This window comes from Variovorax gracilis, assembly GCF_030317115.1.
GTDB lineage: Bacteria > Pseudomonadota > Gammaproteobacteria > Burkholderiales > Burkholderiaceae_C > Variovorax > Variovorax gracilis.
The window spans coordinates 71,047-93,088 of record NZ_JASZYF010000024.1; the positions used below are offsets into that span (position 1 = coordinate 71,047).

The following is a 22,042-nucleotide window of genomic DNA, read 5'->3' on the forward strand; positions in this document are numbered from 1 at the left end:
GGCCCACGCGTCAGGTCACTTCGCCGGCGTAACGCCCGGCGGAAAGCCGGCGAACATCTTGTCGAGCGCGGCTTGCAGCAAGGCCGTCATCCTCGCGGGGTCGCTGTCCAGCGTCCCGCTTGCCGCGCCGCGCCAGACGGCCTGCTTGCGCGCGCCGTCGTACATATCGACCACCAGCGTCCCGACCTCGTAGGTGTCGACCCGCGACCCCGTCGCTGGAGGTCCGAACCCGCCCCACCCGATGTAGCCGACACTGGAGCTGTTGGCAGTCTGTCGCTCCGACGTCGTGACCCGCGCGGCAACGTGCACGTCGCCGTTGGGTACCAGCTTCCATCCCCTGCCCTGCAGCCGCGAATCGACGCCGTCGACGATGCGCTGCTGCACCAGAGGCGAAGCGACGCCCTCCGGCCTTCCGATCCAGCTATAGGTACGAAAGCGGGAAAAGTTGGTGCCGGGATCGACGTCGATGTGGACGGTCGGCGTGCTGGCGCAAGCCGAAAGGAGCACGGCAAATCCCAATGCAGCGAACCGACCCATCATGTTGACTCCAATGATTGCTGGTCGAGCCAGTTTAGCCGTCCTCACGCGTGAATCCGCGCGCGGCGATCAGGCGCGACCGAAGAGCAGCACCGCGTTCGTGCCGCCGAAGGCGAATGAATTGCTGATCGCGGCTTCGACTTGCGGTGCGTCGGCACCGGCCTGGGGAACGAGGTTCAGGCTGCAGGCCGGGTCCACTTCGCCGCGATGGCCGTTGGGAGGCAACTGGCGGCGATGCAATGCCAGCACCGTCACCACCGCTTCCAGCGCACCGGCGGCGCCGAGCAGATGGCCGTGCAGCGCCTTGGTGGAACTGACGCGCAACTCGCCGAGGTCATCACCCCAGACTTCAGCCAACGCATCGCGCTCGACCACGTCGCCGATGCGGGTGGCCGTGCCGTGAGCGTTGCAGTAGCCCACGTCGCGGGGCCGAAGGCCGGCCTGGCGCAGCGCCTGGCGCAGCGCGCGTGCCTGTCCATGCGCATCGGGCTTCGTGAGGTGCGTGGCATCGCAGCCATGGCCCCAGCCATCGAGCGTGGCGTAGATTCGCGCGCCACGCTGACGGGCGCGATCGGCCGATTCGAGGATAAGGAAGGCGGCGCCTTCGCCGAGTGCGAATCCATTGCGATCGGTCGCGAACGGGCGGATCGCCGTCGCCTCTTCGCCGGGCACGAAGCTGGCAAGGGTCTGCATGGCCTGCCATGCAAGCACGACTCCCGGCACGATGAGCGCCTCGCTGCCACCCGCAATGGCCACGTCGACTTCGTCGCGCTGCACTGCCTTCGCAGCCTCGGCGATCGCGACGGCTGAAGACGCGCAGGCCACCGAGTAGGTCAGCACGGGACCCTGCACGCCCTGGCGAATCGCCACGTGCGAGGCCGGCGCGTTGGGCATGAAGGCGGGAATGGTCAGCGGCGGGACGCGCCCATTGCCACGGTAGGCCGCGTCGAGCGCTGTCGCGCCACCCATGCCGCATCCCGTGTAGACGCCGATGCGCTCCGGGTCGACATCGCCGCGGATGCCGGCATCGCGCATCGCGAGGTCGGCGGCGGCCACCGCCAATTGGCTGACGCGATCGACGCCTGCAAGCTGCAGCTTGGTGAACCAGCGTGATTCGTCGAAGGCCACCGTCGCCGCGGCGGCCGGCTTCGGAAGCTCGGGAAAGATCGGTGCGAGCGCCGATTCGCCGCGCAGGAGGGCTTCGAACAGCGAACCGGGCTCGTCGCCGTGCGGCGCCATCACGCCCAGTCCGGTGACGGCGACCCGGCTCACGTTGTCTGCGCCGCCCTGACCTTGTCGACCACGGCCGCCAGCTGGGCCAGCGTGTCGATGTTCGGATCGTCGTCGGGCATCGTGATGGCGAAGCGGTCTTCGATCGCGAACACGAATTCGACCAGCGCCAGCGAGTCGAATCCCTTTTCGCGCATGGAGGCCTGGGGGTCGAGCGCCGACGCTTCGATGCCGTACTTCTCGTGGATCAGGTCCTGCAATTCCTTCAGCGAACTCATGGTGCGGGTATCCGGTGTCGTTCTGGCCGCCGACCGAGCCGCGTCGATGGCGATGTTGGTATGGCCTGCCGGCAGATCAACCCCTCCTGGGACGGCCGCCGAAGCGGCCCGCGGGCAGTGACATTCCATGATATCCGCTCCGCCTCCGCGACCGCGACGCCCTCCCGGGCCGCCAGTGCAGGGACGGGATGGCGAAGGCGATGCCGAGCACCGCGCCGGCCAACGCATCCAGCACCACGTGCTGCTTGACCGCCAGGGTCGAGTAGACGATGGCGGCGAACCACAGTCCATTGACGATGCGAAGCAGCATCGGCGCGTGGGCTCCGCGCAGGATGTGCTCGACCCAGATCGCAGTGAACATCGCGACGGCCACGTGCATCGACGGACAGGCATTGCCGGCCGCATCCACCCCCTGCAGGATCGCGAAGCCCGGAAAGTCGGTCGCCTGCGTAGGCATGGGCGGGATCTGGGTCGGCCACAGGTAGAACAAGCCCAGCCCGGTCAGGCACAGCGCGCCGACCCACAGGCCGTAGACGACCAGTTCCTTGAAAGTGAGTTGCAGCCCCGGCGCAACGCCCACGTACACCCAGAGGGAAAAGTACGCGATCAGCGCCTGCGGCTGGAATGGAACCAGACGATCGAGCGCGGTCAGCGGCATCACCGTCATCGGATGAACCGGCTCGCGCAACAGATGGAAATAGCCGATGAAGAAGATCCAGGTGAAGACGGTCGTGCCGACCACCTTCAGCAACAGATGCCGCCGAATCCGCAGACCGATTTCGGCGGTCCAGTTTTGCGACGGGAGCAGGCCGAGTTGCAGGTCGATCGGTTGATTCATGAATTCGGTGTTTCGGGTCTTGTCAGGCACCGAGCATGCCTGCTGACCGCGTGAACCGCAAACCCGGGCTACAGAATCAACATCGCGCGGAAGTCATTGACGTTGGTGTGTGTCGGCCCGGTGACCAGCAGATCGCCGATGGCATCGAAGTAGCCATACGCATCGTTGCGGTCCAGGTGATCGGCCAGCTTGCATCCGGCGGACTCGGCGCGGCGCAAGGTGTCGGGAGAGACGAAGGCGCCGGCGTTGTCCTCGACGCCGTCGATGCCGTCGGTGTCGGCGGCGAGCGCCCAGACGCCCTCGCGCCCGGCCAGCGCGCCGGCAAGCCCGAGGCAGAATTCGCCCGCGCGACCACCACGGCCCTTGGCCTGTCCGGGCTGGCGCGGACGGATGGTGACGGTCGTCTCGCCGCCCGACAGGATCACGCAAGGCCTGGCGAACGGCGCGCCGCGCAAGGACACGGCGCGCGCCAGCGCACCATGGACCTTGCCGACTTCCCGCGATTCGCCTTCCAACTCGTCGCTGAGGATGTGGGCCTCGATGCCGGCCGCGCGCGCCGCCGCGGCGGCAGCTTCCAGCGACTGCTGGGGCGTGGCGATCAGGTGCGTGGCATGGCCCGTGAACACCGGGTCGGAAGGCTTCGGCGTTTCGAGCACGCCGCTTTCGAGTTGCGCACGCACCGGCGGCGGCACCTCGATGCGGTAGCGATCGAGGATGGCGAGCGCGTCGGCGCACGTCGTCGCATCGGGCACGGTCGGACCGCTCGCGATCACTGCCGGATCGTCGCCTGGCACGTCGCTGATGGTCAGCGTCACCACCTGTGCGGGTGAGCACGCAGCCGCCAACCGGCCACCCTTGATGCGCGAAAGATGCTTGCGCACACAGTTCATCTCGCCGATGTGCGCGCCCGATTCAAGCAGTTGCTTGTTGATGCGCTGCTTGTCGGCCAGCGTCAGGCCATCGGCCGGCAGCGTCAGCAGCGCCGAGCCGCCGCCGGAAATCAGGCACAGCACGAGGTCATCGGACGTGAGCCCCTGCGTGAGCGCGAGGATGCGCTCGGCGGCCTTCATGCCCGCTTCGTCAGGCACCGGATGCGCGGCCTCGACGATCTCGATGCGCTGCGCGAGGCCTTCGGGCCGCGGCGGAATGTGCCCGTAGCGCGTGACCACGAGGCCCGAGAGCCCGGCATCGGCCGGCCATAGCGCCTCCAGCGCCTGCGCCATCGACCCGCCGGCCTTGCCCGCGCCGATGACCAGCGTGCGCCCCCTGGGCGGCTTGGGCAGGCAGGGGCCCATGCTCGCCAAGGGCAATGCCCGCTCGACGGCAACGCGGTAGATATGTTCGAGGAACTCGCGCGGCGCACCGCGCGGGTCAGGGATTTGCTGGGGGTTCGATGAGGTCATGGTTCTGCCTGTCTTCAACGATTGTCTCCGTACCGCCCCCGCCGAAGCTGCGACGAGGCTACTTGGTGCTCGCGCCGCCCTGGAACCACTTGCCGATCAACTCACGCTCGGCATCGGTCATGCCGGTCGAATTGTTCATCGGCATGATTTTCGTGACCACGGCTTGCTGGTACACGCCCTGGGCATGCGCGGCAACTTGCTCGGGCGTATCCAGCCGCACATTCTTCATCTGCACCTGTGCGCCGTGGCACATGTAGCAGCGCTGCTCCAGCACTTTCTGCACTTCGCCGAACGATACCTTTTGTGGCGCCGCGCCGGCGGCAGGGGCCGCGACCGGCTCCGGCTTCATCCAGATGATGGTCAGGCCCAGCACGGCGATGCCGAAGAGCGCGTATGGAATCGGATTGCGCGCATTGCCGAGCTTGAAGCGATGCCGAACCACGAAGAACTGCCGGATCGCCGCGCCGCCGAGCATGATGAGCAGCAGCACGATCCAGTTGTACTTGTGCGTATAGGTGAAGCTGTAGTGGTTGCTCAGCATCGTGAAGAGCACCGGCAGCGTGAAGTAGGTGTTGTGCACGCTGCGCTGCTTGCCGCGCTGGCCATGAACGGGGTCGACCGGTTTGCCCTCGCGCAATGCCGCCACGTTCTTGCGCTGGCCGGGAATGATCCAGAAGAAGACGTTGCCGCTCATGGTCGTCGCCATCATCGCGCCCACCAGCAGGAAGGCCGCGCGGCCGGCGAACCACTGGCAAGCGAGCCAGGCCGCGAAGGCGATGAAGACGGCCACCAGCACGCCCACGATGGTGTCGCCGTTCTTGCGCCGCCCGAAGATCTGGCAGATGCCGTCGTAGACCATCCAGAACACCACGAAGAAGGCCAGTGCCACGCCGATGGCGGCACCGGGCTGCCAGTCCATCTTCGACTTGTCGATCAGGTAGGTGCTCGCGTTCCACAGGTACGACATCGTGAAGAGCGCGAACCCCGTGAGCCACGTGGAATAGCTCTCCCAGTACGACCAGTGCAGATGGTCCGGCAGCTTCTTGGGCGCAAGCGCGTACTTCTGCATGTTGTAGAAGCCGCCGCCGTGCACCGCCCACTGCTCGCCGCCAACGCCCTTGTCCAGCGATTCGGGGTCCTGCGGCTTCTCGAGGCTGTTGTCCAGCATCACGAAGTAGAAGGAGGCGCCGATCCATGCGATGGCGGTGATGACGTGGACCCAGCGCAGCAGCAGATTGGCCCAGTCGAGGTAATAGCTTTCCATTGACTCTCAACCTTCTCGGCGCGTGGGGGCGCCTTGGAGTTTCGGCCTGCTCACCACTGCGGGCGCTGTAAGCAGAGAAAGTGCCGCGAACGCAGGCCATGGAATGGACCTCGCTCCGCTGCGGCTTGTGGACTGAAGTGTATACACTTTTGAAGGGTCTTTCTTGGGTTTTGCCTCACTCGGCGTGCTGGAAAACCCTGATCACCTTCACGCGGCTGGAAGCGATTGCAACAACTGTGCCGCCACGGCCACCGCGATCACCTCGGGCTCCTTGCCGGTGATGCCGGGCACGCCGATGGGGCAGGTCACCCGGTCCATTTCGGCGGCCGTGAAACCCCGCGCCTCCAGGCGATGGCGAAAGGTAGCCCACTTGGTCTTGCTGCCGATCAGGCCGATGTACGGAAGATCGTCGCACTCGCGCAGCCGCCTGAGGCAGGCGATCACGATGTCGAGGTCTTCCGCGTGGCTGAAGCTCATGATCAGCACGCGCGAGCCGGGCGCGAGTTGCGCGACTGCCTGCTGCACGGGCTCGGAATGCTCGGTTTCGATCTGTGCGGGCAGCGCATCGGGGAACACGCCGTCGCGGCTGTCGATCCAGCGCACGGTGAAGGGCAGCGTCGACAGCAACCGTGCGAGCGCCGCGCCGACGTGACCGCCGCCGAACAGGGCGACCGGCTCCAGGTGCGCCAGAAGTTCGGTCTGCAACGCCTTGGCGTGCGACGCGGAGATCCGGCGATACGACAGGAACACCACGCCGCCACAACACTGTCCAAGGCTGGGGCCGAGCGGATAGCGCCGGACGCCATCGATGGCCGGACCGCCAGCGAGCCAGGCTCGCGCTTCATCGGTCGCCTGGAATTCGAGCTGCCCGCCGCCGATCGTGGCCGTGAGCCCATCGGCCCAGACTGCCATCCACGTGCCGGCCTCCCGTGGCGCGGAGCCCTGGGTCGATTCGACGCGCACGAGCACGCCGTCTTCGCGCTGCAGACGCGCGAGCAGTTCGTCGACGGCGCCGGTCATGCCCGAAACCTCCGGTTGCGCGAGCGAATCGCGGGCACGGTATAACCGCGCCGATGAATTTTCAGTCCATGCCGCGCCGCCTTGCACTGGCGGCCGCCCTTCTCTCGAGCCTGTGGCTCGCCGGTTGCGGCACCAGCCCGACTTCGCGCACTGGAACCGTCCCCGGCCAACTGAGCAACGCCGCGCCCGATCCGAGTGACGGCAGCCGGCCGAAGCCCCGCGCATCCGGCGCGGCAACCCCGCGCGACTACCGGCGCGACGCTGCGCGCCATGTCTACGAGATCAACAAGCAGCGCATCTACAGCGGCAAGCTGCCGCCCCTGCTCTATGCGGTCGGAACGCTGCAGGTCAACCTGGACACCAGCGGCAAGGTGCTTTCGATGCATTGGATGCGCGCCCCGACGCATGCGCCGGAGGTGATCGCCGAGATCGAACGCACGGTGCTCAGCGCCGCGCCCTTCCCCGTCGCGACCCAATTGGGCAAGGTCACGTGGACGGACACCTGGCTGTGGGACGAAGGCGGTCATTTTCAGCTCGATACCTTGAGCGAAGGACAGCTGTAGATGCGGCGCTCCTGGAAAGCCGACATCTCATGACCCACGATAGGTGGAATAGCTCCACGGGCTGACAAGGAGCGGCACGTGGTAGTGCTGGTCGGTGTGCGCCACGCCGAAATCCAGCGCCACGCGGTTCAGGAAATTCGGCTCGGGCAGCGCGACACCGCGCGCCTTGAAATAACCCGCCACATCGAACACCAGGCGGTAGGTGCCCGCCTTCAGCGTGCTGTTGTCGTACAGCGGCCCATCGCTGCGGCCGTCCGCATTCAGCGTGAAGCGCCGCACCAGCGTGGCGCGCGCGTCCTCGCCGGTGCCGTCGGTGGTGAACAGCGCGACTTCCATGCCGGCGGCGGGGCTACCGTGCATGGTGTCCAGTACGTGGGTGCTCAGGCCCATGGATGTGCTCCTTCAGTGCATTCGGGAAATTCCGGTCGACAAAAGTGTATACAGTTCTTGGCTTTGGGTCTATCATGAAAAGCATGGACTCGACCACCACCCGCGCGATCGTCGACGCACTCACCAAGGCCATTGTGGAACACCGGCTTCAGCCGGGCAGCAAGCTGGCCGAGCAAAAACTGGCGGACCACTTCGGTGTGTCGCGCACCCTGGTGCGGCAAGCCCTGTTCCAGCTTTCGCAGAACAAGTTGATTCGGCTGGAGCCCGCGCGCGGTGCCTTTGTGGCGGCTCCGGCGGTCGACGAAGCCAAGCAGGTGTTCGCGGTGCGCCGCATGCTGGAGGCCGAGATGACGCGCGCCTTCGTGCGCAGCGTGACGCCGTCCAAGATCAAGGCACTCAAGGAACACGTGGCGCTCGAGAAGGCCGCCGTTTCCGGCGAAGACATCTCAGGCCGTACCGAACTGCTCGGCGACTTCCACGTGCGCATGGCCGAGCTCATGGGCAACGCGGTGCTGGCGCAGATCCTCGGCGAGCTGATCTCTCGCTGCGCCCTCATCACGCTGATGTACCAGAGCGCCACCGCCGCCGAGCACTCGAACGACGAGCACGCCGACATCGTGAAGGCGCTGGCCGCCAAGGACGAGGAGCGTGCCGTGCGCCTCATGACCGAGCACCTCGAGCACGTCGAGGCCAACCTCACCTTCGACCGCAAGGTTCCCACCCATGACATCAGCCTCGCACTGGCCTGAGCATCCATGAGCATCTACGACTCCACCCTGCCCTATCCGCGCGATCTCGTGGGTTACGGCCGCAATCCGCCGCATGCGCAGTGGCCTGGCCGCGCGCGCATCGCGGTGCAGTTCGTGCTGAACTACGAGGAAGGCGGCGAGAACTGCGTGCTCCACGGCGACGCCGGCTCGGAGCAGTTCCTCTCCGAGATGTTCAATCCCGCGAGCTTTCCCGACCGGCACATCAGCATGGAAGGGATCTACGAATACGGCTCGCGCGCGGGCGTCTGGCGCATCCTGCGCGAATTCGAGAAGCGCAACCTGCCGCTTACGGTGTTCGGCGTCGGCATGGCGCTCGAGCGCTATCCCGAGCTGGCGGTTGCGTTCAAGGAACTGGGTCACGAGATCGCCTGCCACGGCTGGCGCTGGATCCACTACCAGGGCATCGACGAGGCCATCGAGCGCGAGCACATGCGGCTCGGCATGGAGGCCATCGAAAAGCTCACCGGCGAGCGCGCGCTTGGCTGGTACACAGGCCGCGACAGCCCGCGCACGCGCCGGCTGGTGGCGGACTACGGCGGCTTCGAATACGACAGCGACTACTACGGCGACGATCTGCCCTTCTGGATGAAGGTGCAGAAGACCGACGGCGAGGTCGTGCCGCAATTGATCGTGCCCTACACGCTCGACTGCAACGACATGCGCTTCGCGCTGCCGCAGGGCTATTCGCACGCCGACCCCTTCTTCCAGTACATGAAGGACACCTTCGACGCCCTCTACGCCGAAGGCGACGAGGCGCCGAAGATGATGAGCATCGGCATGCACTGCCGCCTGCTGGGACGCCCAGGGCGCATCACCGCGCTGCAGCGCTTTCTCGATCACATCGCCGCGCACGATCGCGTCTGGGTCTGCCGCCGGCTCGACATCGCGCAGCACTGGAAGGCGACCCATCCGTACGCCGCCAAGAATGGAGACTGACATGGCCTTGACCATCGACCAACTCAACGCGGCCTCGGCCGACGAAGCCGTCGCACTGCTCGACGGCGTGTACGAACACTCGCCGTGGATCGCGAAGCGCGCGCTGGCGCAACGTCCCTTCCGCTCGCTGCCGCATTTGAAGCACGCCCTGGTGCAGGTCGTGACCAGCGCGTCGACCGATGAGCAACTCGGCCTGATCCGCGCCCACCCTGAACTCGCGGGCAAGGCCATGGTGAGCAAGAACCTCACGGCCGAATCGACGAACGAGCAGAGCAAGGCGGGCCTCACCGACTGCACGCCCGAAGAGTTCGCGAAGATCCAGAAGCTCAACGCCGACTACAACGCCAAGTTCGGCTTTCCGTTCATCCTCGCGGTGCGCGGTCCGCGCGGCACGGGGCTGGCCAAGCGCGAGATCATCGAGACCTTCGAGCGCCGGCTGCACCATCACCCGGACTTCGAACTCGGCGAGGCGCTGCGCAACATCCATCGCATCGCGGAGATCCGGCTGGACGACAAGTTCAGCGCCGAGCCGTTGCTGGGCAACCACGTGTGGGACTGGCAGGAGAAACTGTCGGTACACACCGATCCGGGCTATGCCGAGAAGGGCCAGCTCACCGTCACCTACCTCACGGATGCGCACCGCGCCTGTGCCCAGCAGATCGCGCAGGACATGCGCGAGGCCGGCTTCGACACCGTGCACATCGACGCTGTCGGCAACGTGGTCGGCCGCTATGAAGGTGCGACGCCCGGCGCCAAGGCCTTGCTGACCGGCTCGCACTACGACACCGTGCGCAACGGTGGCAAGTACGACGGCCGTCTCGGCATCTTCGTGCCGATGGCCTGCGTGCGCGAACTCAAGCGGCAGAACCGGCGCCTGCCCTTCGGTTTCGAAGTCGTGGGCTTCGCCGAGGAGGAAGGCCAGCGCTACAAGGCCACCTTCCTCGGATCGGGCGCGCTGATCGGGCACTTCGACCCGACGTGGCTCGACCAGAAAGACGCGGACGGCATCACCATGCGCGAAGCGCGGCAACACGCCGGCCTGCAGGAAGAGGACATCCCGAAGGTGCAGCGCGACCCGTCGAAGTACCTTGGCTTCGTCGAAGTGCACATCGAGCAGGGCCCGGTCCTGACCGAACTGGATCTCCCGCTCGGCATCGTCACCTCCATCAACGGCAGCGTGCGCTACGTGGGCGAAGTGATCGGCATGGCGAGCCACGCCGGCACCACGCCGATGAACCGCCGCCGCGATGCCGCCGCGGCCGTGGCGGAGCTGATCCTGTTCGCCGAACAGCGCGCCGCGAAGGATGGCGATTCCGTCGCCACCGTCGGCATGCTCGAAGTGCCGAGCGGCTCCATCAACGTGGTGCCGGGCCGCTGCAAGTTCAGCCTGGACCTGCGTGCGCCGAACAACGGGCAGCGCGATGCACTCGCCACCGATGTCGTGGACGCGCTCGAGAAAATCTGCGAGCGCCGCGGCGTTCGCTACACGCTGGAGGAAACCATGCGCGCCGCCGCCGCGCCCAGCGCACCCGAATGGCAGCAGCGCTGGGAGAAGGCCGTCGACACGCTCGGCGTGCCGCTCTTCCGCATGCCCAGCGGTGCCGGCCACGACGCGATGAAGCTGCACGAGGTCATGCCGCAGGCAATGCTCTTCGTGCGCGGCATCAATTCGGGCATCAGCCACAACCCGCTCGAATCGAGCACCAACGACGACATGCAACTGGCGGTGCAAGCCTTCCAGCTCCTTCTCGACAATCTCGCCACCGAGCAACTGACATGACCGACTACAACCAACTCGACGCCTGGATCGACGCCCACTTCGACGAGGAAGTGCGCTTCCTGCAGGAAATGGTGCGCGTGCCGACCGACACGCCGCCCGGCAACAACGCGCCGCACGCCGAGCGCACGGCCGAGCTGCTCCAGACCTTCGGCTTCGAGGCCGAGAAGCACCCGGTGCCCGCCCAGGAGGTAAAGGACTATGGCCTCGAATCCATCACCAACCTGATCGTGCGTCGCAAGTACGGCAACGGCGGCCGCACCGTGGCGCTCAACGCACACGGCGACGTGGTGCCGCCCGGCGATGGCTGGGCGCATGACCCCTATGGCGGCGAGATCGACAACGGCAGCCTCTATGGCCGGGCGGCCGCGGTGAGCAAGAGCGACTTCGCCAGCTTCACCTTCGCGCTGCGCGCACTCGAAGCGGTCGCCAAGCCCAGCCAGGGCAGCGTCGAACTGCACTTCACCTACGACGAGGAGTTCGGCGGCATCCTGGGCCCGGGCTGGCTGCTCAAGCAGGGCCTGACCAAGCCGGATCTGATGATCGCCGCCGGCTTCAGCTATGAAGTGGTCACGGCCCACAACGGGTGCCTGCAGATGGAAGTCACCGTGAACGGGAAGATGGCGCATGCCGCCATCCCGACCACTGGCATCGATGCGCTGCAGGGCGCGGTCCACATCCTGAATGCGTTGTATGCGCAGAACACGCTGTACCAGCAGCACACATCCAAGGTCGAGGGCATCACGCACCCCTACCTCAACGTGGGGCGCATCGAAGGCGGCACCAACACCAATGTGGTCCCCGGCAAGGTCGTCTTCAAGCTCGACCGCCGCATGATCCCGGAAGAAAACCCGGTCGAGGTCGAAGCCGACATCCGCCAGGTCATCGGGGAAGCGGCGGCCCAGATGCCCGGCATCACGGTCGAGATCAAGCGCATGCTGCTGGCCAACTCGATGAAGCCGCTGCCCGGCAACAAGCCGCTGGTCGATGCGATCCAGAAGCATGGCGAGGCGATCTTCGGCGAGCCGATCAAGGCCATGGGCACGCCGCTCTACACCGACGTGCGTCTCTACGGCGAAGCTGGCATCCCAGGGGTGATCTACGGCGCAGGGCCGCGCACGGTGCTCGAATCGCACGCCAAACGCAATGACGAGCGCGTGGTCCTGGAAGATCTGCGGCGCGCAACCAAGGTCGTCGCGCGAACGCTCAGCGACCTGTTGGGCTGATGACTCTCCGCCCGGGGCCGACCTTGGCGTCCCGGGCGTGCGCCGCATTCCTCATATCGGCAAGATGCCTGAGGCCATTGCTTGAGCGCACTGCGGTGGGTCAGTACACTCCACGCCGATGAACACCCCGGCCCTCTTCCCGCAACTCGCTGCATACGCACCCCTGCCCTTGGCGGTGGTCGGCGTGCGCGCGCAGTTTTCGGTGGCGATGGCGGGTCTGCAGACGACGCCAGCACATTCCTAAGCCCGGCGGTCCGCTCCCTTCTCTTTCATCAGCGCAAACCCATCGACCGCCGGGCATCAGCCTCGCGCGGTAGCGGCCGTTGCCCGTCTGTACGGGAAGGCCGCATTCGACTGGAGTGCGTCCAATGCATGCAACGATCCTCGGCGAGCGGATGCTCGCCCGAAGCCGACGGCGACTACCTGAGGTAGCGCCATGAACATCCGCTCGATCCTGGCCATCACCGACTTTTCGGAGCAGGCCGACCGCGGCGTGGAGCGCGCGGCGCAGCTCGCCGTGGAGCACGGTGCCACGATGAAGCTCATGTTCGCGCCCGCGAACGGCGACGCGCCACCGGCGGACGGCGCATGCCGCCTCGCGCACACCGCCAGGGCCCTGAGCGCGCGCCTGGCGATCACGGTGCGAACGGCGAATCAAACCGCCAACACGCTGCAGCACGTCGCCGAAGAGGCCGCCTGCGCCGACCTTCTCGTGCTCGGCTACCAGCGCGAATCTGCCCTCGTGACATTGCTCCGGGGCCAGGCCGCGGAGCGCCTGACGCGACTGTGCCGGTGCCCGGTCCTCGTGACCAAGCTCGTCCCGAAGAAGCGCTATGGCCGCATTCTGGTGGCCGTGGACTTCACGCCGGAGTCCAGGAACCTGGTCAGGCTTGCCTGCGTGCTAGACGCCGATGCCGAGGTCGAACTGTTCCATGCCATCAGCACGCTCAACGAAGCCAAGCTGCGCTGCGCCGAGGCCTCTGCGCAAGCCGTCAAGGCCTACCGGCAGGAATGCCTGCGCTATGCGCGCAACCGCATCCTGGGTCTGACCGATTCCTTCGACGCCAGGCGCAACCGCGTGATGTCCAAGGTGAGCCACGGCGATCCCGCCCGGCAGGCCGCGATCCAGCAGGAGTACGTGGGGGCGGACCTGTTGGTGGTCGGAAAGTGGCGACGACCGCCGCTCATGGAGTTCCTGCTGGGCAGCGTGGCGCAGCGGGTGCTTTGCTGGGCGACGAGCGACGTGCTGATCGTGCCGCACGATGCCCAGACTTCGACGCGTGTGGCCGCCGTACAACGAATGGAGGCGGAGCAACGCGATGCCAAAGGGGGGTTCCGCCGACTCAAGGGAGGGCCGGCCTGAACGGCACTCGCCTTTCTGGAGCGGTCGCCGGGGCTCAGCCTGCGCGCTGGCCGCTCGGCATCAAATAGCCATTGCGGTAGACGCCGATCACGAGCCCGCGCACCGCGTCGGTGGGCCGAGCGGTCACGTACTTGCCGGCTCCCGCCTGGTATACGACGATCGTGCAGGCCGCGCTCTTGCTGAGAGTGCGCGCCACGCCCGTCGCCTGGCTGGCCGTCTGATAGGTGTTCATCGTCGTCCCCTGGAAAGAATGTCGCTGCGTCAGGAACGGGCGACGGAGAGCAGTCCGTCGATCGCCAGGACCACGCCGTCCTGCGCATCCTTGGTCGGCGTGCCCTCCGCCAGCAGCTTGCGGATGAGGCTCAACGTGTTGAGAAGCTCCGCCTCCATGTCCGTGAGCAGCGGAATCACTTCGAACTCCGGATATTTGCCGCGTGCGCCCATGGGCCGGCCGGGGCCTGACAAGTCGACGTCGTAGCCTTCGTTGATTGCTTCGATCTGGGTCTTCATAGGGGTCGAAGAATTTCCAAGGAATGGTGTTCGCGGGACTCTACCCAATCGCTGCCGGACCCGGGCGGAAAACGGACAGCTCAATTCAGGCCCATGAGTTCGGACAGTCTCTTGCCCATGGCCTGGATGCGCTTCTGCTTGTCCTGGGAACGATGCGTCGCCACGAGTTCGAGGGCCTGCGCGACGGACTCGGCGCCCAAGTCGCCATACGACGTGCGATGGCGCCACTCGTTGGCCACTTCCGCCAGTTCGGCGTTACTCAGGCGACCCGGGCGCGCAGTGCTCTCCCGGGACGCAGGCGCCTCCTCGACGGATTGCAGGGTGGATCGCAGGAGGCCCAGCAGGCCGGAGGGCGACCAATGCGGCTTGGAAAAGTTCTGAGATTCCATGTAATACATTGTGCCTATTCGAACGCGGGGTAACAAGATATTTCAACCACTTTCGACTTACTTTTTGTATTTTCGTCAAGGCATGGCCTGCCTGACGCCCGAGAAAGGCCGCGGCAACTTCAAGCCGCGGCTCGCGGTCGGCGCCTGCGGCTTGCCGCTGTGGCTGCTCGCCTTGGCCGCAGAATCACACCCTCCGAACTCGGCTCCGCCGCCCAGCAAGGCGGGCGCCAGCAGTGACAGCCCTCCGGTCGCCGCCGCCACGCCATAGTTCGCGGCCTGGCGCACGGTGCCCTTCGGATCGATGCTCAACTCGGGCTTTTCGAGCGGCCCCTTTACCAGCATGAGCTGAACCAGGCTGGCCGGGTTGAGGTCCAGTCCCTTCTTGACCCTCGGTCGAAACGCCAGCTCGATCGTCTGCTTCGCCAGATTCAGTTCGCCGCTGGCCGTCACGGCAAGCTGCGAAGTCTCCATGGCGATCGACCGGTCGATCAAGGCCACGCCGTTGCGCAACGGCAGGTGTGCGACACCGCACTGCACGACCAGGTCCGGTCGCCCTTGCTTCGGCACCAGCATTTCGAGCAGGCGCGCCACGATGTCGCGATCGAGCGCAGCCGCCTTGCCCGTCAGCGTGACGTCCCGCATCGTCAGCTGCACGTCGCCGGTCGATGACGCGGCAAGGCTTCGCGGCGTGTGCCCCGTCATGGCCAGCTTCAGGTCGAGGTTCGCGCGACCGCCCTTGAAGTGCTTTCCGCCGCCCCACTGCGCATCCAGCGCTTCGACGGAGAGCGACTTGGCGTTCATCAGCACGTCGGTTCGCGGAGGCGCGTTCTTTGGCAGGGCGACGCTCAAGCGCCCCCGGATTTCGCCACCCGCGGCGGCAAAGGACAGCGGCTCGATGATCAACCCCCCCGGCTCCGACGCCCACCGCAGGCTGAGCGCAGACAGCGTTGGCGTGCCGGGCATGTCGAAGCGGTCCACCTTCAAGGCGACCTGCATCGGGAATGGCGGCAGCGCATCGAACGCCAATGGCGTATCGCCGAAGAACTGCGTCCGATGCGCGGACGGTGCCGTCGGGGACTTGGTCACGCCCTTGCCGATGTGCCACTTGGCGAGATCGATTGCGGCGGACGAGAGGTCCGCGTCGAGGCGCGAGGACGCTCCCGCGTGGAAGCTGACTCGCCCAGTCAGCAATTGCCCGCCCAGCGACAGTTGCATCGACTCCGCACGCCATTCGTCCGCAGCGCGCACCAGCGTCGCGCTGGCCTCGACAGGCATCGGCAGCCCGGCGGCGGCGGAAAACCCGGAAAGCGCTGCCGCCGTGTCGAGGCGAGCCGACAGCTTGGCCTCCAGGAGCCCCGCGCGCGGACCCGTCCCCATGTTGCCCGCCGCCGAGAAGGCGGTGCCATCCGTGGCGAATCGAAGGTCGAACGGCCATTCCCCCTTGCCCGCCTGCAGTTCTCCGATGTGGCCGATCTCTCCTTCGGCCTTCCATTGCCTGGAGCCGACCGTGAACGTCGCGCTCAAGGCTTGCCGCTCGCCCTGCGGTCGCAGGTCGAGCGCGTCGACGGTGACCGTATCCACCACGCCTTTCCCGCCGTCCCGGTAGGTGATGCGTGCGTTGGACACCGAAATCCGCCCGACGGCGATCCCCTGCCCGCGCGTGCCGCCCTCCCGCTGGCGCGGGGCCAGATGCCAGTTGAATTGCCTGGCGCCGTCCGATTCGAGCAGCACGTCCGCATCGTCCATCTCGACGCTCAGGATGCGGATCCGTCCGTCGAGCAGGTCCCGCAGCGACACCTCGAACGCGGCCTGCTTGAGCCGGATCATGTCTGGCTGCGATCCCCACTCCACATTGCCGAGCACGATGTCGTTCGCCTTCACGGCGATGGTCGGCAGCAGATGGATCGACAGGTCGCCGTCGATGCGAAAGGCGCGTCCCGTCGTGGCCGTGACCTGTTCGGAAAGCAAGGCGGCCAGTCGCTCCGGCGGATAGGCCCGCCGCACGGCGACAACGGCTGCCGCGAACAAGAGGACGACCACCGCCAGAACGATGCCGGCGATGCGCCACCCACGGCGCCCCGCGCCGCCGCCCACAGGCCTTGCAACTTCACCGGACGGGCCTGCGCGTGCCTTCATCGGGGCATTGTGGTGCCGGGCGCGACAACGCGACACCCGGAGTAGCCAGCGGTCGCATGAAATTTGCCCGGCCATCGCGCGATCCCTCCGAACCCTGTCATCCGCCCGCGAAGTGCCGCGTTGCACAACTTGACCAGACCCGATTCAGTTCGGGCTGGCCGCTCCTTCCTTCTTCTCCCAACCTTCACTTCGACCATTTCATGAAACGCACTCTTCTTGCTCTTCTCGCAGCCGCCTTCGCATTTGCAGCTGGTTCGTCCTTCGCCCAGGCTCCCGCCGATCCCGTGAGCCCAGCGCCCGTCGTGACCAAGTCCAAGGCCAAGGCAGCCAAGCCCGCAGCCAAGCACAGCAAGGCCCACAAGACCACGACGCACAAGGTCGCCCACAAGTCGGGCAAGGTGCACGTGGCTCACAAGAAGAGCACGAAGACCGCACACGCCGCCTGATCCAGCGTTCCCGGCCACACCTTCAAAAGCCCCTTCGGGGGCTTTTTTCGTTGGGCGCCCAACCCGGGTTTTCCGCTATACAGCGCCGCGCCTGATGTGTATACAGTTTGGCGTACAGAACGGTGGACGGTTGTCACACGACACCTTCCGTCCCATCATCCCCATCTTCCCGCTGCCAGGAGATCACGCAATGACGGCTGCCTCGCCTTCCATCCACCCGGTCGACCAGCGCCTGCCTGCAGGCAAGCTCACGGCCCTCGGCCTGCAGCACGTGCTGGTGATGTACGCCGGCGCGGTCGCCGTGCCGCTGATCGTCGGCCGCGCGCTCAAGCTCAGTCCGCAGGAAGTCGCGCTGCTCATCTCGGCCGACCTGTTCTGCTGCGGTGTCGCGACCCTGATCCAGGCGCTCGGCGCCACGCAATGGTTCGGCATCAAGCTGCCGGTCATGATGGGCGTCACCTTCGCTTCCGTCGCACCGATGGTCGCGATCGCCAACGCCAACCCGGGACAGGCGGGTGCGCAACTGCTGTTCGGCGCCATCATCGGCGCCGGCATCATCTCGATACTGATCGCTCCGATGGTGTCGCGCATGCTGCGCTTCTTTCCGCCGGTGGTCACGGGCACGATCATCGCGGTGATCGGAATCAGCCTGATGCGCGTGGGCATCAACTGGATCTTCGGCAACCCGGTCGGCCCCACCGCGCCGGCACTGGTCGACCCGGTCTATGCGAAGTGGCTGGCCGACGTGACCTCGCCGGGTTCCTCGGTGCCGCCCTTGCCCAAGGGACTGTCGATCGTGCCCTCGGTGCCCAACCCCAAGTACGCCGATCTCGGCGGCCTCGGCATCGCCGCGCTGGTGCTGGTGTCGATCCTGGTGATCGTGAAGTACGCCAAGGGCTTCATCGCCAACATCTCCGTGCTGCTGGGCATCGTCATCGGCGCAGTCGTCGCCACGCTCTTCGGCTTCATGACCTTCGAGAAGGTCGGCAGGGCCGAGTGGTTCGACGTGGTGATGCCCTTCCACTTCGGCATGCCGCAGTTCGACCCGATCCTGATCCTCACGATGTCGTTGATCATGATCGTGGTGATGATCGAATCGACCGGCATGTTCCTCGCCCTCGGCGAGATGACCGACCGCAAGATCACGCAGCAGGACCTGGCCCGCGGCCTGCGCACCGATGGCCTCGGCACGCTGATCGGCGGCGTGTTCAACACCTTCCCCTACACCAGCTTCTCGCAGAACGTGGGGCTCGTGGCCGTGACGGGCATCAAGAGCCGCTTCGTGTGCGTGGCCGGTGGCGTCATCCTCATCGTGCTCGGCTTGTTGCCCAAGATGGCGGCGCTGGTCGAATCGCTGCCCACAGTGGTGCTGGGCGGCGCGGGCCTGGTGATGTTCGGAATGGTGGCGGCCACGGGCATCCGGATCCTCTCCGGCGTGGACTTCAAGGGCAACCGCCACAACGCAATGATCGTCGCGGTGTCGATCGGCATCGGCATGATTCCGCTGATCGCGCCCAACTTCAAGCAGTGGATGCCGCATGCGATCCACTCGCTGGTGGAGTCGGGCATCCTCCTGGCGTCGATCAGCGCGGTCCTGCTGAACCTGTTCCTCAACGGGGCGAAGCACGACGAGACCGCGATCATCGCTGCGGCCAAGCAGGCTGAAGCGCACTAACCGTTGCTTGTCCCCGGGCTTGCTCGTTTCGCGTAGCCGCCCACCCCAGCCGGGGGCCACACCGGCGGACCGGCGGAGCCGGTTCCGCGGTGTCTCACCAGGGGATCCGGCTTTGCCGGCCTTGGATGCTCAGATCATTGCCAGGGGACTCTTGCGGCGCGGGGGCGGATGCAAGCTGTCGATTTCTGCCAGGTCGGCTGCGCTCAATTCCAGGTCCGCAGCTGCCAGGTTTTCGCGCAAGTGGGCTTCGCGCACTGCCTTGGGTATGGCGACGACGGTTGGTCGCGACAGCACCCATGCGAGAGCGACTTGCGCGGCAGTGACGTCGAGCCGCTGCGCGATCTTCAGGAGGCCGGCGTCCGTCGCGAGCGAGCCCTGATCGATCGGGCTGTAGGCCATCATCGGCATTCCTCTCTTGCGCAGCCAGGGCAACAGGCTGAACTCGGCGCCGCGTTCGCCAGCCGAGAAGTAGACCTGGTTCACGGCACAGTCCGCTGCGTCGCCGCCGGCGTCGGCGAGCTCTTCCATGTCGTCGGTGTCGAAGTTGCTGACGCCCCAGTGGCGGATGCGGCCCTGTGCGGCCAGCGTGCGCAGGGCGTCGCATGTCTCGGCCAAGGGGTGCTCGCCTCGCCAGTGCAGGAGATAGAGATCGATCCGGTCGAGGCCCAGGCGCGCAAGGCTTCGCGCGCACGCGGCGGACGTTCCCTTGCGGCTTGCGTTGTGGGGGTAGACCTTGCTGACGATGAAGAGGTCTTCGCGCCGGACGTCGCCGGCACGAATGGCATCGGCCACGGCCTGACCGACGAGTTCCTCGGCGCCGCCCTCTCCGTACATCTCGGCGGTGTCGATGAGGCGGTAGCCCATGTCGATGGCGGCGCGCACCGCGCTCACTTCGGCCTTGCGGTGGCCAGCGGCTTCACCCATGCGCCAGGTGCCGAGGCCCAGCGAAGGGATCGACGATCCGCCGGGAAGATCGAGATATCGCATCACGCATCCTTGTACTGGACAGGCCGGGTCGCCTGCCGGACAAGGATGCTAGCGCGCCGGTCAGCGGTAGCCGGTTTCGTTCGGGTTGTGGATGATCCAGATCAGGTTGCCGCCGGACACGTTGCCCAAGCTGCCGCCCGCGAAGATCAGGCGGCCCTGTCCCTTGTAGGTCATTTCCAGGCGGTGGCGATCGCCGCCGAAGTAGAACGGGATCCAGGCCTTGCCCGTCATGTAGGCGCCGCTGTCCGTCGGTTCGCCCGCAAGGTCCACGACCTGCTTCCAGGGCATGCCGATCTGCAGTTGCGTGAACTTCGAGTTCTTGGCCGGGTTGCCGGTGATCTCGCCTTCGTAGTCGTTCATGCCCTTGACGGTGCGGCCACTGCCCGATTCGACCTTGGTGGAGTCGATCACGTTGCCCTGGCTGTCCATGCCGGGCTTGGCGCCGCCCTTTGCAGTGGCAGGCGCAGGTGCGGGGGCTGCTGCAGGCGCGGGTGCTGCAGCCGCTGCTGGCGCTGCCGCGACCGCCGGAGCGCTCGCTTGGGCCACCGTCACCGCGCAGCGATCGAGTTCCACGACGGACCGGTTGGTCTTCTGCGTGAAGGTGTAGTTGCTGACCTTCGCCGTGACTTCGCCGCCCTTGAATCCCCCGGCCGAGGTCTTGCAGCGGAAGTAGGTGTCGTCATCCGCCTGGACTTCGTACAGCCCCGCCGGAAGGCCCTTTGTCGAAGACTTCGTCAGGTTCAACGCCACGGTCTTGCCGACAAGCGCCTTCTTGGCCTTGGTTGCATCCTCGCTGACGGTCTGGGTGATTTCCCCGTAGGTCATCCCGGCGGGCACCTTGCGGGCACTGGCGTCATCCGCAGCAGGGGCAGCAGGAGCGGGCGCGGCAGCGGCGGGCGCGGCGGCCTCGGAAGGCGCGCGCTGTGCGGCACAGCCGGCGAGCAAGACAGTCACTGCGGCCGCCATGGCGGCGCCGGTGAAAGAGATCCTCAAAGTCACGTGTGAAACTCCTTGTTACAGAACTTCCATTATTGATGATGGAGGCTCGGCACCCAGCACACGGAGCGTTCATGAACATTTCGACCTACCTGTTGGCAGCAGCACTTGCCTCATCGTCCTTTGGGGCCGCTGCGCAAGCTGCGCCGGGCGGAACCTGCCGCGCCAAGCACGAGGCCATCAGCCGCGACCTCGACGAAGCCAAGGCCAAAGGACAGAAGCAGCGCGTTCGCGGGCTCGAACGCGCGCTGAAGGAAGTCAACCGCAACTGCAGCGACGAGAAGCTGCAGGCCGAGCATCAGCGCCGCATCGCACAGCAGGAGAAGAAAGTTGCTGCGAGAGAACGCGAGTTGAAGGAAGCCGAACGCAGCGGCAGCGCCCAGAAGATCGAGCGCCGCAAGAGCAAACTCGACGAGGAGCAGGCGGAACTCCAGCGCCTGAAGGAAGCCCGGCTCAACTGATCCCCACGACACTGGACCCGACATGCAGAAAGTCTCGATCCGAATCAACGACGACCTGAGCGTCTCGGGCATCGTGCAGGCGCCGCCGAATCCAGGCGGCTGCTTTGTGTTCGCCCATGGGGCCGGCGCCGGCATGGAGCATCCGTTCATGACCGCCGTCGCGGACGGCCTGGCTGAACGCAACATCGCCACCTTGCGCTACCAGTTCCCCTACATGGAGCTCGGCAAGAAGCGGCCGGACCTCCCGCCCACGGCGCACGCCGCGGTTCGTGCCGCGGTGGCGTACGCGGCGCAGATGTTCGGGCAGTTGCCCCTGCTGGCGGGCGGCAAATCATTCGGCGCCCGCATGAGCTCGCAGACGCAGGCGATCGAGCCGCTGCCGCAGGTCGAGGGCCTGGTGTTCCTGGGCTTTCCCCTGCATCCTGCCGGCGTGCCCGCGACCTCGCGCGCCGACCATCTTTCCAAGGTGCAGGTTCCGATGCTCTTCGTCCAGGGCACGCAGGACAAGCTGGCGGACCTGGACCACCTTCGCCCGGTCGTCGCGCAGTTGGGCCCGCGCGCCACGCTCATGGTGATCGAGCATGCCGACCATTCCTTCCACGTCCTCAAGCGCTCGGGGCGCGATGATGACGAGGTGCTGACCGAGATCCTCGACGGCGTGGCCCGATGGGCGGCCGGTCGTTCTTCCTGAACCTGTTTCACTGCTGGAGATCCTGTTGCAATCCGTCCTCAAGAACTTCGACCTCACCGGGCGCACTGCGCTCATCACCGGTTCCAGCGCGGGCATCGGCTTCGCGCTGGCGCGCGGGCTGGCCGGCGCCGGCGCCCGCGTGATCCTCAACGCGCG

The 22,042-nt window shown here is 66.4% G+C and carries 25 protein-coding genes; 11 read left to right on the plus strand and 14 right to left on the minus strand.

The annotated features are described in order from the left end of the window. Positions 1-15 precede the first annotated feature (15 nt). From QTH97_RS28695 to xdhC, 7 genes are all read right to left on the minus strand, one after another. The gene (locus QTH97_RS28695) at positions 16-540 is read right to left on the minus strand and encodes a DUF4136 domain-containing protein (RefSeq protein ID WP_286571943.1); all 525 of its coding nucleotides are present in this window, start codon (positions 538-540) and stop codon (positions 16-18) included. A gap of 66 nt (positions 541-606) precedes the next feature. Then, complete coding sequence (locus tag QTH97_RS28700) at positions 607-1,809, minus strand: beta-ketoacyl-[acyl-carrier-protein] synthase family protein (RefSeq protein ID WP_286571944.1); 1,203 nt, start codon at positions 1,807-1,809, stop codon at positions 607-609. Further along, positions 1,806-2,045: an acyl carrier protein gene (locus tag QTH97_RS28705; RefSeq protein WP_286571946.1), complete on the minus strand. Its 240-nt coding sequence runs from the start codon at positions 2,043-2,045 to the stop codon at positions 1,806-1,808. Before QTH97_RS28705 ends, QTH97_RS28700 begins: the two co-directional genes overlap by 4 nt. A gap of 76 nt (positions 2,046-2,121) precedes the next feature. Further along, the gene (locus tag QTH97_RS28710) at positions 2,122-2,883 is read right to left on the minus strand and encodes a phosphatase PAP2 family protein (protein ID WP_286571948.1); all 762 of its coding nucleotides are present in this window, start codon (positions 2,881-2,883) and stop codon (positions 2,122-2,124) included. Between the two features lie 68 nt (positions 2,884-2,951). Continuing rightward, a complete protein-coding gene (locus QTH97_RS28715; protein ID WP_286571950.1) occupies positions 2,952-4,286 on the minus strand; it encodes a glycerate kinase type-2 family protein in 1,335 nt (444 codons plus the stop codon). Positions 4,287-4,344: 58 nt separating this feature from the next. Continuing rightward, positions 4,345-5,550 (minus strand): urate hydroxylase PuuD, encoded by a 1,206-nt coding sequence (locus tag QTH97_RS28720; protein WP_286571951.1) that lies wholly within the window; start codon positions 5,548-5,550, stop codon positions 4,345-4,347. Between the two features lie 207 nt (positions 5,551-5,757). Continuing rightward, positions 5,758-6,570: a xanthine dehydrogenase accessory protein XdhC gene (gene xdhC / locus QTH97_RS28725; protein WP_286571953.1), complete on the minus strand. Its 813-nt coding sequence runs from the start codon at positions 6,568-6,570 to the stop codon at positions 5,758-5,760. A 68-nt stretch (positions 6,571-6,638) separates the two neighbouring features. On the opposite strand from xdhC, the gene QTH97_RS28730 reads away from it, so the two are divergent. After that, on the plus strand, positions 6,639-7,133 hold the full coding sequence (locus QTH97_RS28730; RefSeq protein ID WP_444813479.1) for a hypothetical protein: 495 nt from the start codon (positions 6,639-6,641) through the stop codon (positions 7,131-7,133). A 27-nt stretch (positions 7,134-7,160) separates the two neighbouring features. On the opposite strand, the gene uraH is transcribed toward QTH97_RS28730, so the two are convergent. Further along, positions 7,161-7,523 (minus strand): hydroxyisourate hydrolase, encoded by a 363-nt coding sequence (gene uraH / locus QTH97_RS28735; RefSeq protein ID WP_286571957.1) that lies wholly within the window; start codon positions 7,521-7,523, stop codon positions 7,161-7,163. A 74-nt stretch (positions 7,524-7,597) separates the two neighbouring features. Between uraH and QTH97_RS28740 the strand changes: the two genes are divergently transcribed. The 5 genes from QTH97_RS28740 to QTH97_RS28760 all read left to right on the plus strand — a co-directional run bounded on the left by QTH97_RS28740 (position 7,598) and on the right by QTH97_RS28760 (position 13,595). Further along, on the plus strand, positions 7,598-8,272 hold the full coding sequence (locus QTH97_RS28740; RefSeq protein ID WP_286571959.1) for a GntR family transcriptional regulator: 675 nt from the start codon (positions 7,598-7,600) through the stop codon (positions 8,270-8,272). 6 nt (positions 8,273-8,278) lie between these two features. Next, entirely contained in the window at positions 8,279-9,229 is a 951-nt protein-coding gene (gene puuE, locus QTH97_RS28745) for an allantoinase PuuE (RefSeq protein ID WP_286571961.1), read from the plus strand. A 1-nt stretch (position 9,230) separates the two neighbouring features. Further along, positions 9,231-11,009, plus strand: coding sequence for a 2-oxo-4-hydroxy-4-carboxy-5-ureidoimidazoline decarboxylase (uraD, locus tag QTH97_RS28750; RefSeq protein WP_286571963.1), 1,779 nt, complete (start codon positions 9,231-9,233; stop codon positions 11,007-11,009). Further along, a complete protein-coding gene (locus QTH97_RS28755) occupies positions 11,006-12,232 on the plus strand; it encodes a M20 family metallopeptidase (protein ID WP_286571965.1) in 1,227 nt (408 codons plus the stop codon). The genes uraD and QTH97_RS28755 overlap by 4 nt, the downstream gene beginning before the upstream one ends. A gap of 436 nt (positions 12,233-12,668) precedes the next feature. After that, positions 12,669-13,595, plus strand: a complete 927-nt coding sequence (locus QTH97_RS28760) for a universal stress protein (protein ID WP_286571967.1) — start codon at positions 12,669-12,671, stop codon at positions 13,593-13,595. 34 nt (positions 13,596-13,629) lie between these two features. On the opposite strand, the gene QTH97_RS28765 is transcribed toward QTH97_RS28760, so the two are convergent. The 4 genes from QTH97_RS28765 to QTH97_RS28780 form a co-directional block, all read right to left on the minus strand. Then, complete coding sequence (locus tag QTH97_RS28765; RefSeq protein ID WP_286571970.1) at positions 13,630-13,827, minus strand: hypothetical protein; 198 nt, start codon at positions 13,825-13,827, stop codon at positions 13,630-13,632. Between the two features lie 29 nt (positions 13,828-13,856). Further along, a complete protein-coding gene (locus QTH97_RS28770; RefSeq protein ID WP_286571972.1) occupies positions 13,857-14,105 on the minus strand; it encodes a hypothetical protein in 249 nt (82 codons plus the stop codon). Positions 14,106-14,185: 80 nt separating this feature from the next. After that, the gene (locus tag QTH97_RS28775; RefSeq protein ID WP_286571973.1) at positions 14,186-14,494 is read right to left on the minus strand and encodes a hypothetical protein; all 309 of its coding nucleotides are present in this window, start codon (positions 14,492-14,494) and stop codon (positions 14,186-14,188) included. Positions 14,495-14,569: 75 nt separating this feature from the next. Next, the gene (locus tag QTH97_RS28780; protein ID WP_286571975.1) at positions 14,570-16,630 is read right to left on the minus strand and encodes an AsmA family protein; all 2,061 of its coding nucleotides are present in this window, start codon (positions 16,628-16,630) and stop codon (positions 14,570-14,572) included. A gap of 200 nt (positions 16,631-16,830) precedes the next feature. Here QTH97_RS28780 and QTH97_RS28785 point away from each other — a divergent pair, with 200 nt between their 5' ends. Beyond that, the gene (locus QTH97_RS28785; protein ID WP_286571976.1) at positions 16,831-17,076 is read left to right on the plus strand and encodes a hypothetical protein; all 246 of its coding nucleotides are present in this window, start codon (positions 16,831-16,833) and stop codon (positions 17,074-17,076) included. A 190-nt stretch (positions 17,077-17,266) separates the two neighbouring features. Next, the gene (locus QTH97_RS28790) at positions 17,267-18,751 is read left to right on the plus strand and encodes a nucleobase:cation symporter-2 family protein (protein WP_286571978.1); all 1,485 of its coding nucleotides are present in this window, start codon (positions 17,267-17,269) and stop codon (positions 18,749-18,751) included. 129 nt (positions 18,752-18,880) lie between these two features. Here QTH97_RS28790 and QTH97_RS28795 read toward each other — a convergent pair whose 3' ends face one another. Together QTH97_RS28795 and QTH97_RS28800 are read right to left on the minus strand one after the other, a co-directional pair. Continuing rightward, positions 18,881-19,738, minus strand: coding sequence for an aldo/keto reductase (locus QTH97_RS28795; RefSeq protein WP_286571980.1), 858 nt, complete (start codon positions 19,736-19,738; stop codon positions 18,881-18,883). Between the two features lie 60 nt (positions 19,739-19,798). Continuing rightward, complete coding sequence (locus tag QTH97_RS28800) at positions 19,799-20,737, minus strand: hypothetical protein (protein WP_286571983.1); 939 nt, start codon at positions 20,735-20,737, stop codon at positions 19,799-19,801. Positions 20,738-20,808: 71 nt separating this feature from the next. Between QTH97_RS28800 and QTH97_RS28805 the strand changes: the two genes are divergently transcribed. From QTH97_RS28805 to QTH97_RS28815, 3 genes are all read left to right on the plus strand, one after another. After that, the gene (locus QTH97_RS28805) at positions 20,809-21,195 is read left to right on the plus strand and encodes a DUF1090 domain-containing protein (RefSeq protein ID WP_286571984.1); all 387 of its coding nucleotides are present in this window, start codon (positions 20,809-20,811) and stop codon (positions 21,193-21,195) included. Positions 21,196-21,217: 22 nt separating this feature from the next. Beyond that, entirely contained in the window at positions 21,218-21,886 is a 669-nt protein-coding gene (locus QTH97_RS28810) for an alpha/beta hydrolase family protein (RefSeq protein ID WP_286571985.1), read from the plus strand. A 22-nt stretch (positions 21,887-21,908) separates the two neighbouring features. After that, a partial coding sequence (locus QTH97_RS28815; protein ID WP_286571993.1) for an SDR family NAD(P)-dependent oxidoreductase occupies positions 21,909-22,042 on the plus strand: 134 nt, incomplete at its 3' end.

Excerpts from the sequence above, each read along its gene's own strand:
- QTH97_RS28695 (WP_286571943.1), bottom strand. The coding sequence starts at position 540 with ATGATGGGTCGGTTCGCTGCATTGGGATTTGCCGTGCTCCTTTCGGCT.
- QTH97_RS28705 (WP_286571946.1), bottom strand. The coding sequence starts at position 2,045 with ATGAGTTCGCTGAAGGAATTGCAGGACCTGATCCACGAGAAGTACGGC.
- QTH97_RS28710 (WP_286571948.1), bottom strand. The coding sequence starts at position 2,883 with ATGAATCAACCGATCGACCTGCAACTCGGCCTGCTCCCGTCGCAAAAC.
- QTH97_RS28715 (WP_286571950.1), bottom strand. The coding sequence starts at position 4,286 with ATGACCTCATCGAACCCCCAGCAAATCCCTGACCCGCGCGGTGCGCCG.
- QTH97_RS28720 (WP_286571951.1), bottom strand. The coding sequence starts at position 5,550 with ATGGAAAGCTATTACCTCGACTGGGCCAATCTGCTGCTGCGCTGGGTC.
- xdhC (WP_286571953.1), bottom strand. The coding sequence starts at position 6,570 with ATGACCGGCGCCGTCGACGAACTGCTCGCGCGTCTGCAGCGCGAAGAC.
- QTH97_RS28730 (WP_444813479.1), top strand. The coding sequence starts at position 6,639 with ATGCCGCGCCGCCTTGCACTGGCGGCCGCCCTTCTCTCGAGCCTGTGG.
- uraH (WP_286571957.1), bottom strand. The coding sequence starts at position 7,523 with ATGGGCCTGAGCACCCACGTACTGGACACCATGCACGGTAGCCCCGCC.
- QTH97_RS28740 (WP_286571959.1), top strand. The coding sequence starts at position 7,598 with ATGAAAAGCATGGACTCGACCACCACCCGCGCGATCGTCGACGCACTC.
- puuE (WP_286571961.1), top strand. The coding sequence starts at position 8,279 with ATGAGCATCTACGACTCCACCCTGCCCTATCCGCGCGATCTCGTGGGT.
- uraD (WP_286571963.1), top strand. The coding sequence starts at position 9,231 with ATGGCCTTGACCATCGACCAACTCAACGCGGCCTCGGCCGACGAAGCC.
- QTH97_RS28755 (WP_286571965.1), top strand. The coding sequence starts at position 11,006 with ATGACCGACTACAACCAACTCGACGCCTGGATCGACGCCCACTTCGAC.
- QTH97_RS28760 (WP_286571967.1), top strand. The coding sequence starts at position 12,669 with ATGAACATCCGCTCGATCCTGGCCATCACCGACTTTTCGGAGCAGGCC.
- QTH97_RS28765 (WP_286571970.1), bottom strand. The coding sequence starts at position 13,827 with ATGAACACCTATCAGACGGCCAGCCAGGCGACGGGCGTGGCGCGCACT.
- QTH97_RS28770 (WP_286571972.1), bottom strand. The coding sequence starts at position 14,105 with ATGAAGACCCAGATCGAAGCAATCAACGAAGGCTACGACGTCGACTTG.
- QTH97_RS28775 (WP_286571973.1), bottom strand. The coding sequence starts at position 14,494 with ATGGAATCTCAGAACTTTTCCAAGCCGCATTGGTCGCCCTCCGGCCTG.
- QTH97_RS28780 (WP_286571975.1), bottom strand. The coding sequence starts at position 16,630 with ATGAAGGCACGCGCAGGCCCGTCCGGTGAAGTTGCAAGGCCTGTGGGC.
- QTH97_RS28785 (WP_286571976.1), top strand. The coding sequence starts at position 16,831 with ATGAAACGCACTCTTCTTGCTCTTCTCGCAGCCGCCTTCGCATTTGCA.
- QTH97_RS28790 (WP_286571978.1), top strand. The coding sequence starts at position 17,267 with ATGACGGCTGCCTCGCCTTCCATCCACCCGGTCGACCAGCGCCTGCCT.
- QTH97_RS28795 (WP_286571980.1), bottom strand. The coding sequence starts at position 19,738 with ATGCGATATCTCGATCTTCCCGGCGGATCGTCGATCCCTTCGCTGGGC.
- QTH97_RS28805 (WP_286571984.1), top strand. The coding sequence starts at position 20,809 with ATGAACATTTCGACCTACCTGTTGGCAGCAGCACTTGCCTCATCGTCC.
- QTH97_RS28810 (WP_286571985.1), top strand. The coding sequence starts at position 21,218 with ATGCAGAAAGTCTCGATCCGAATCAACGACGACCTGAGCGTCTCGGGC.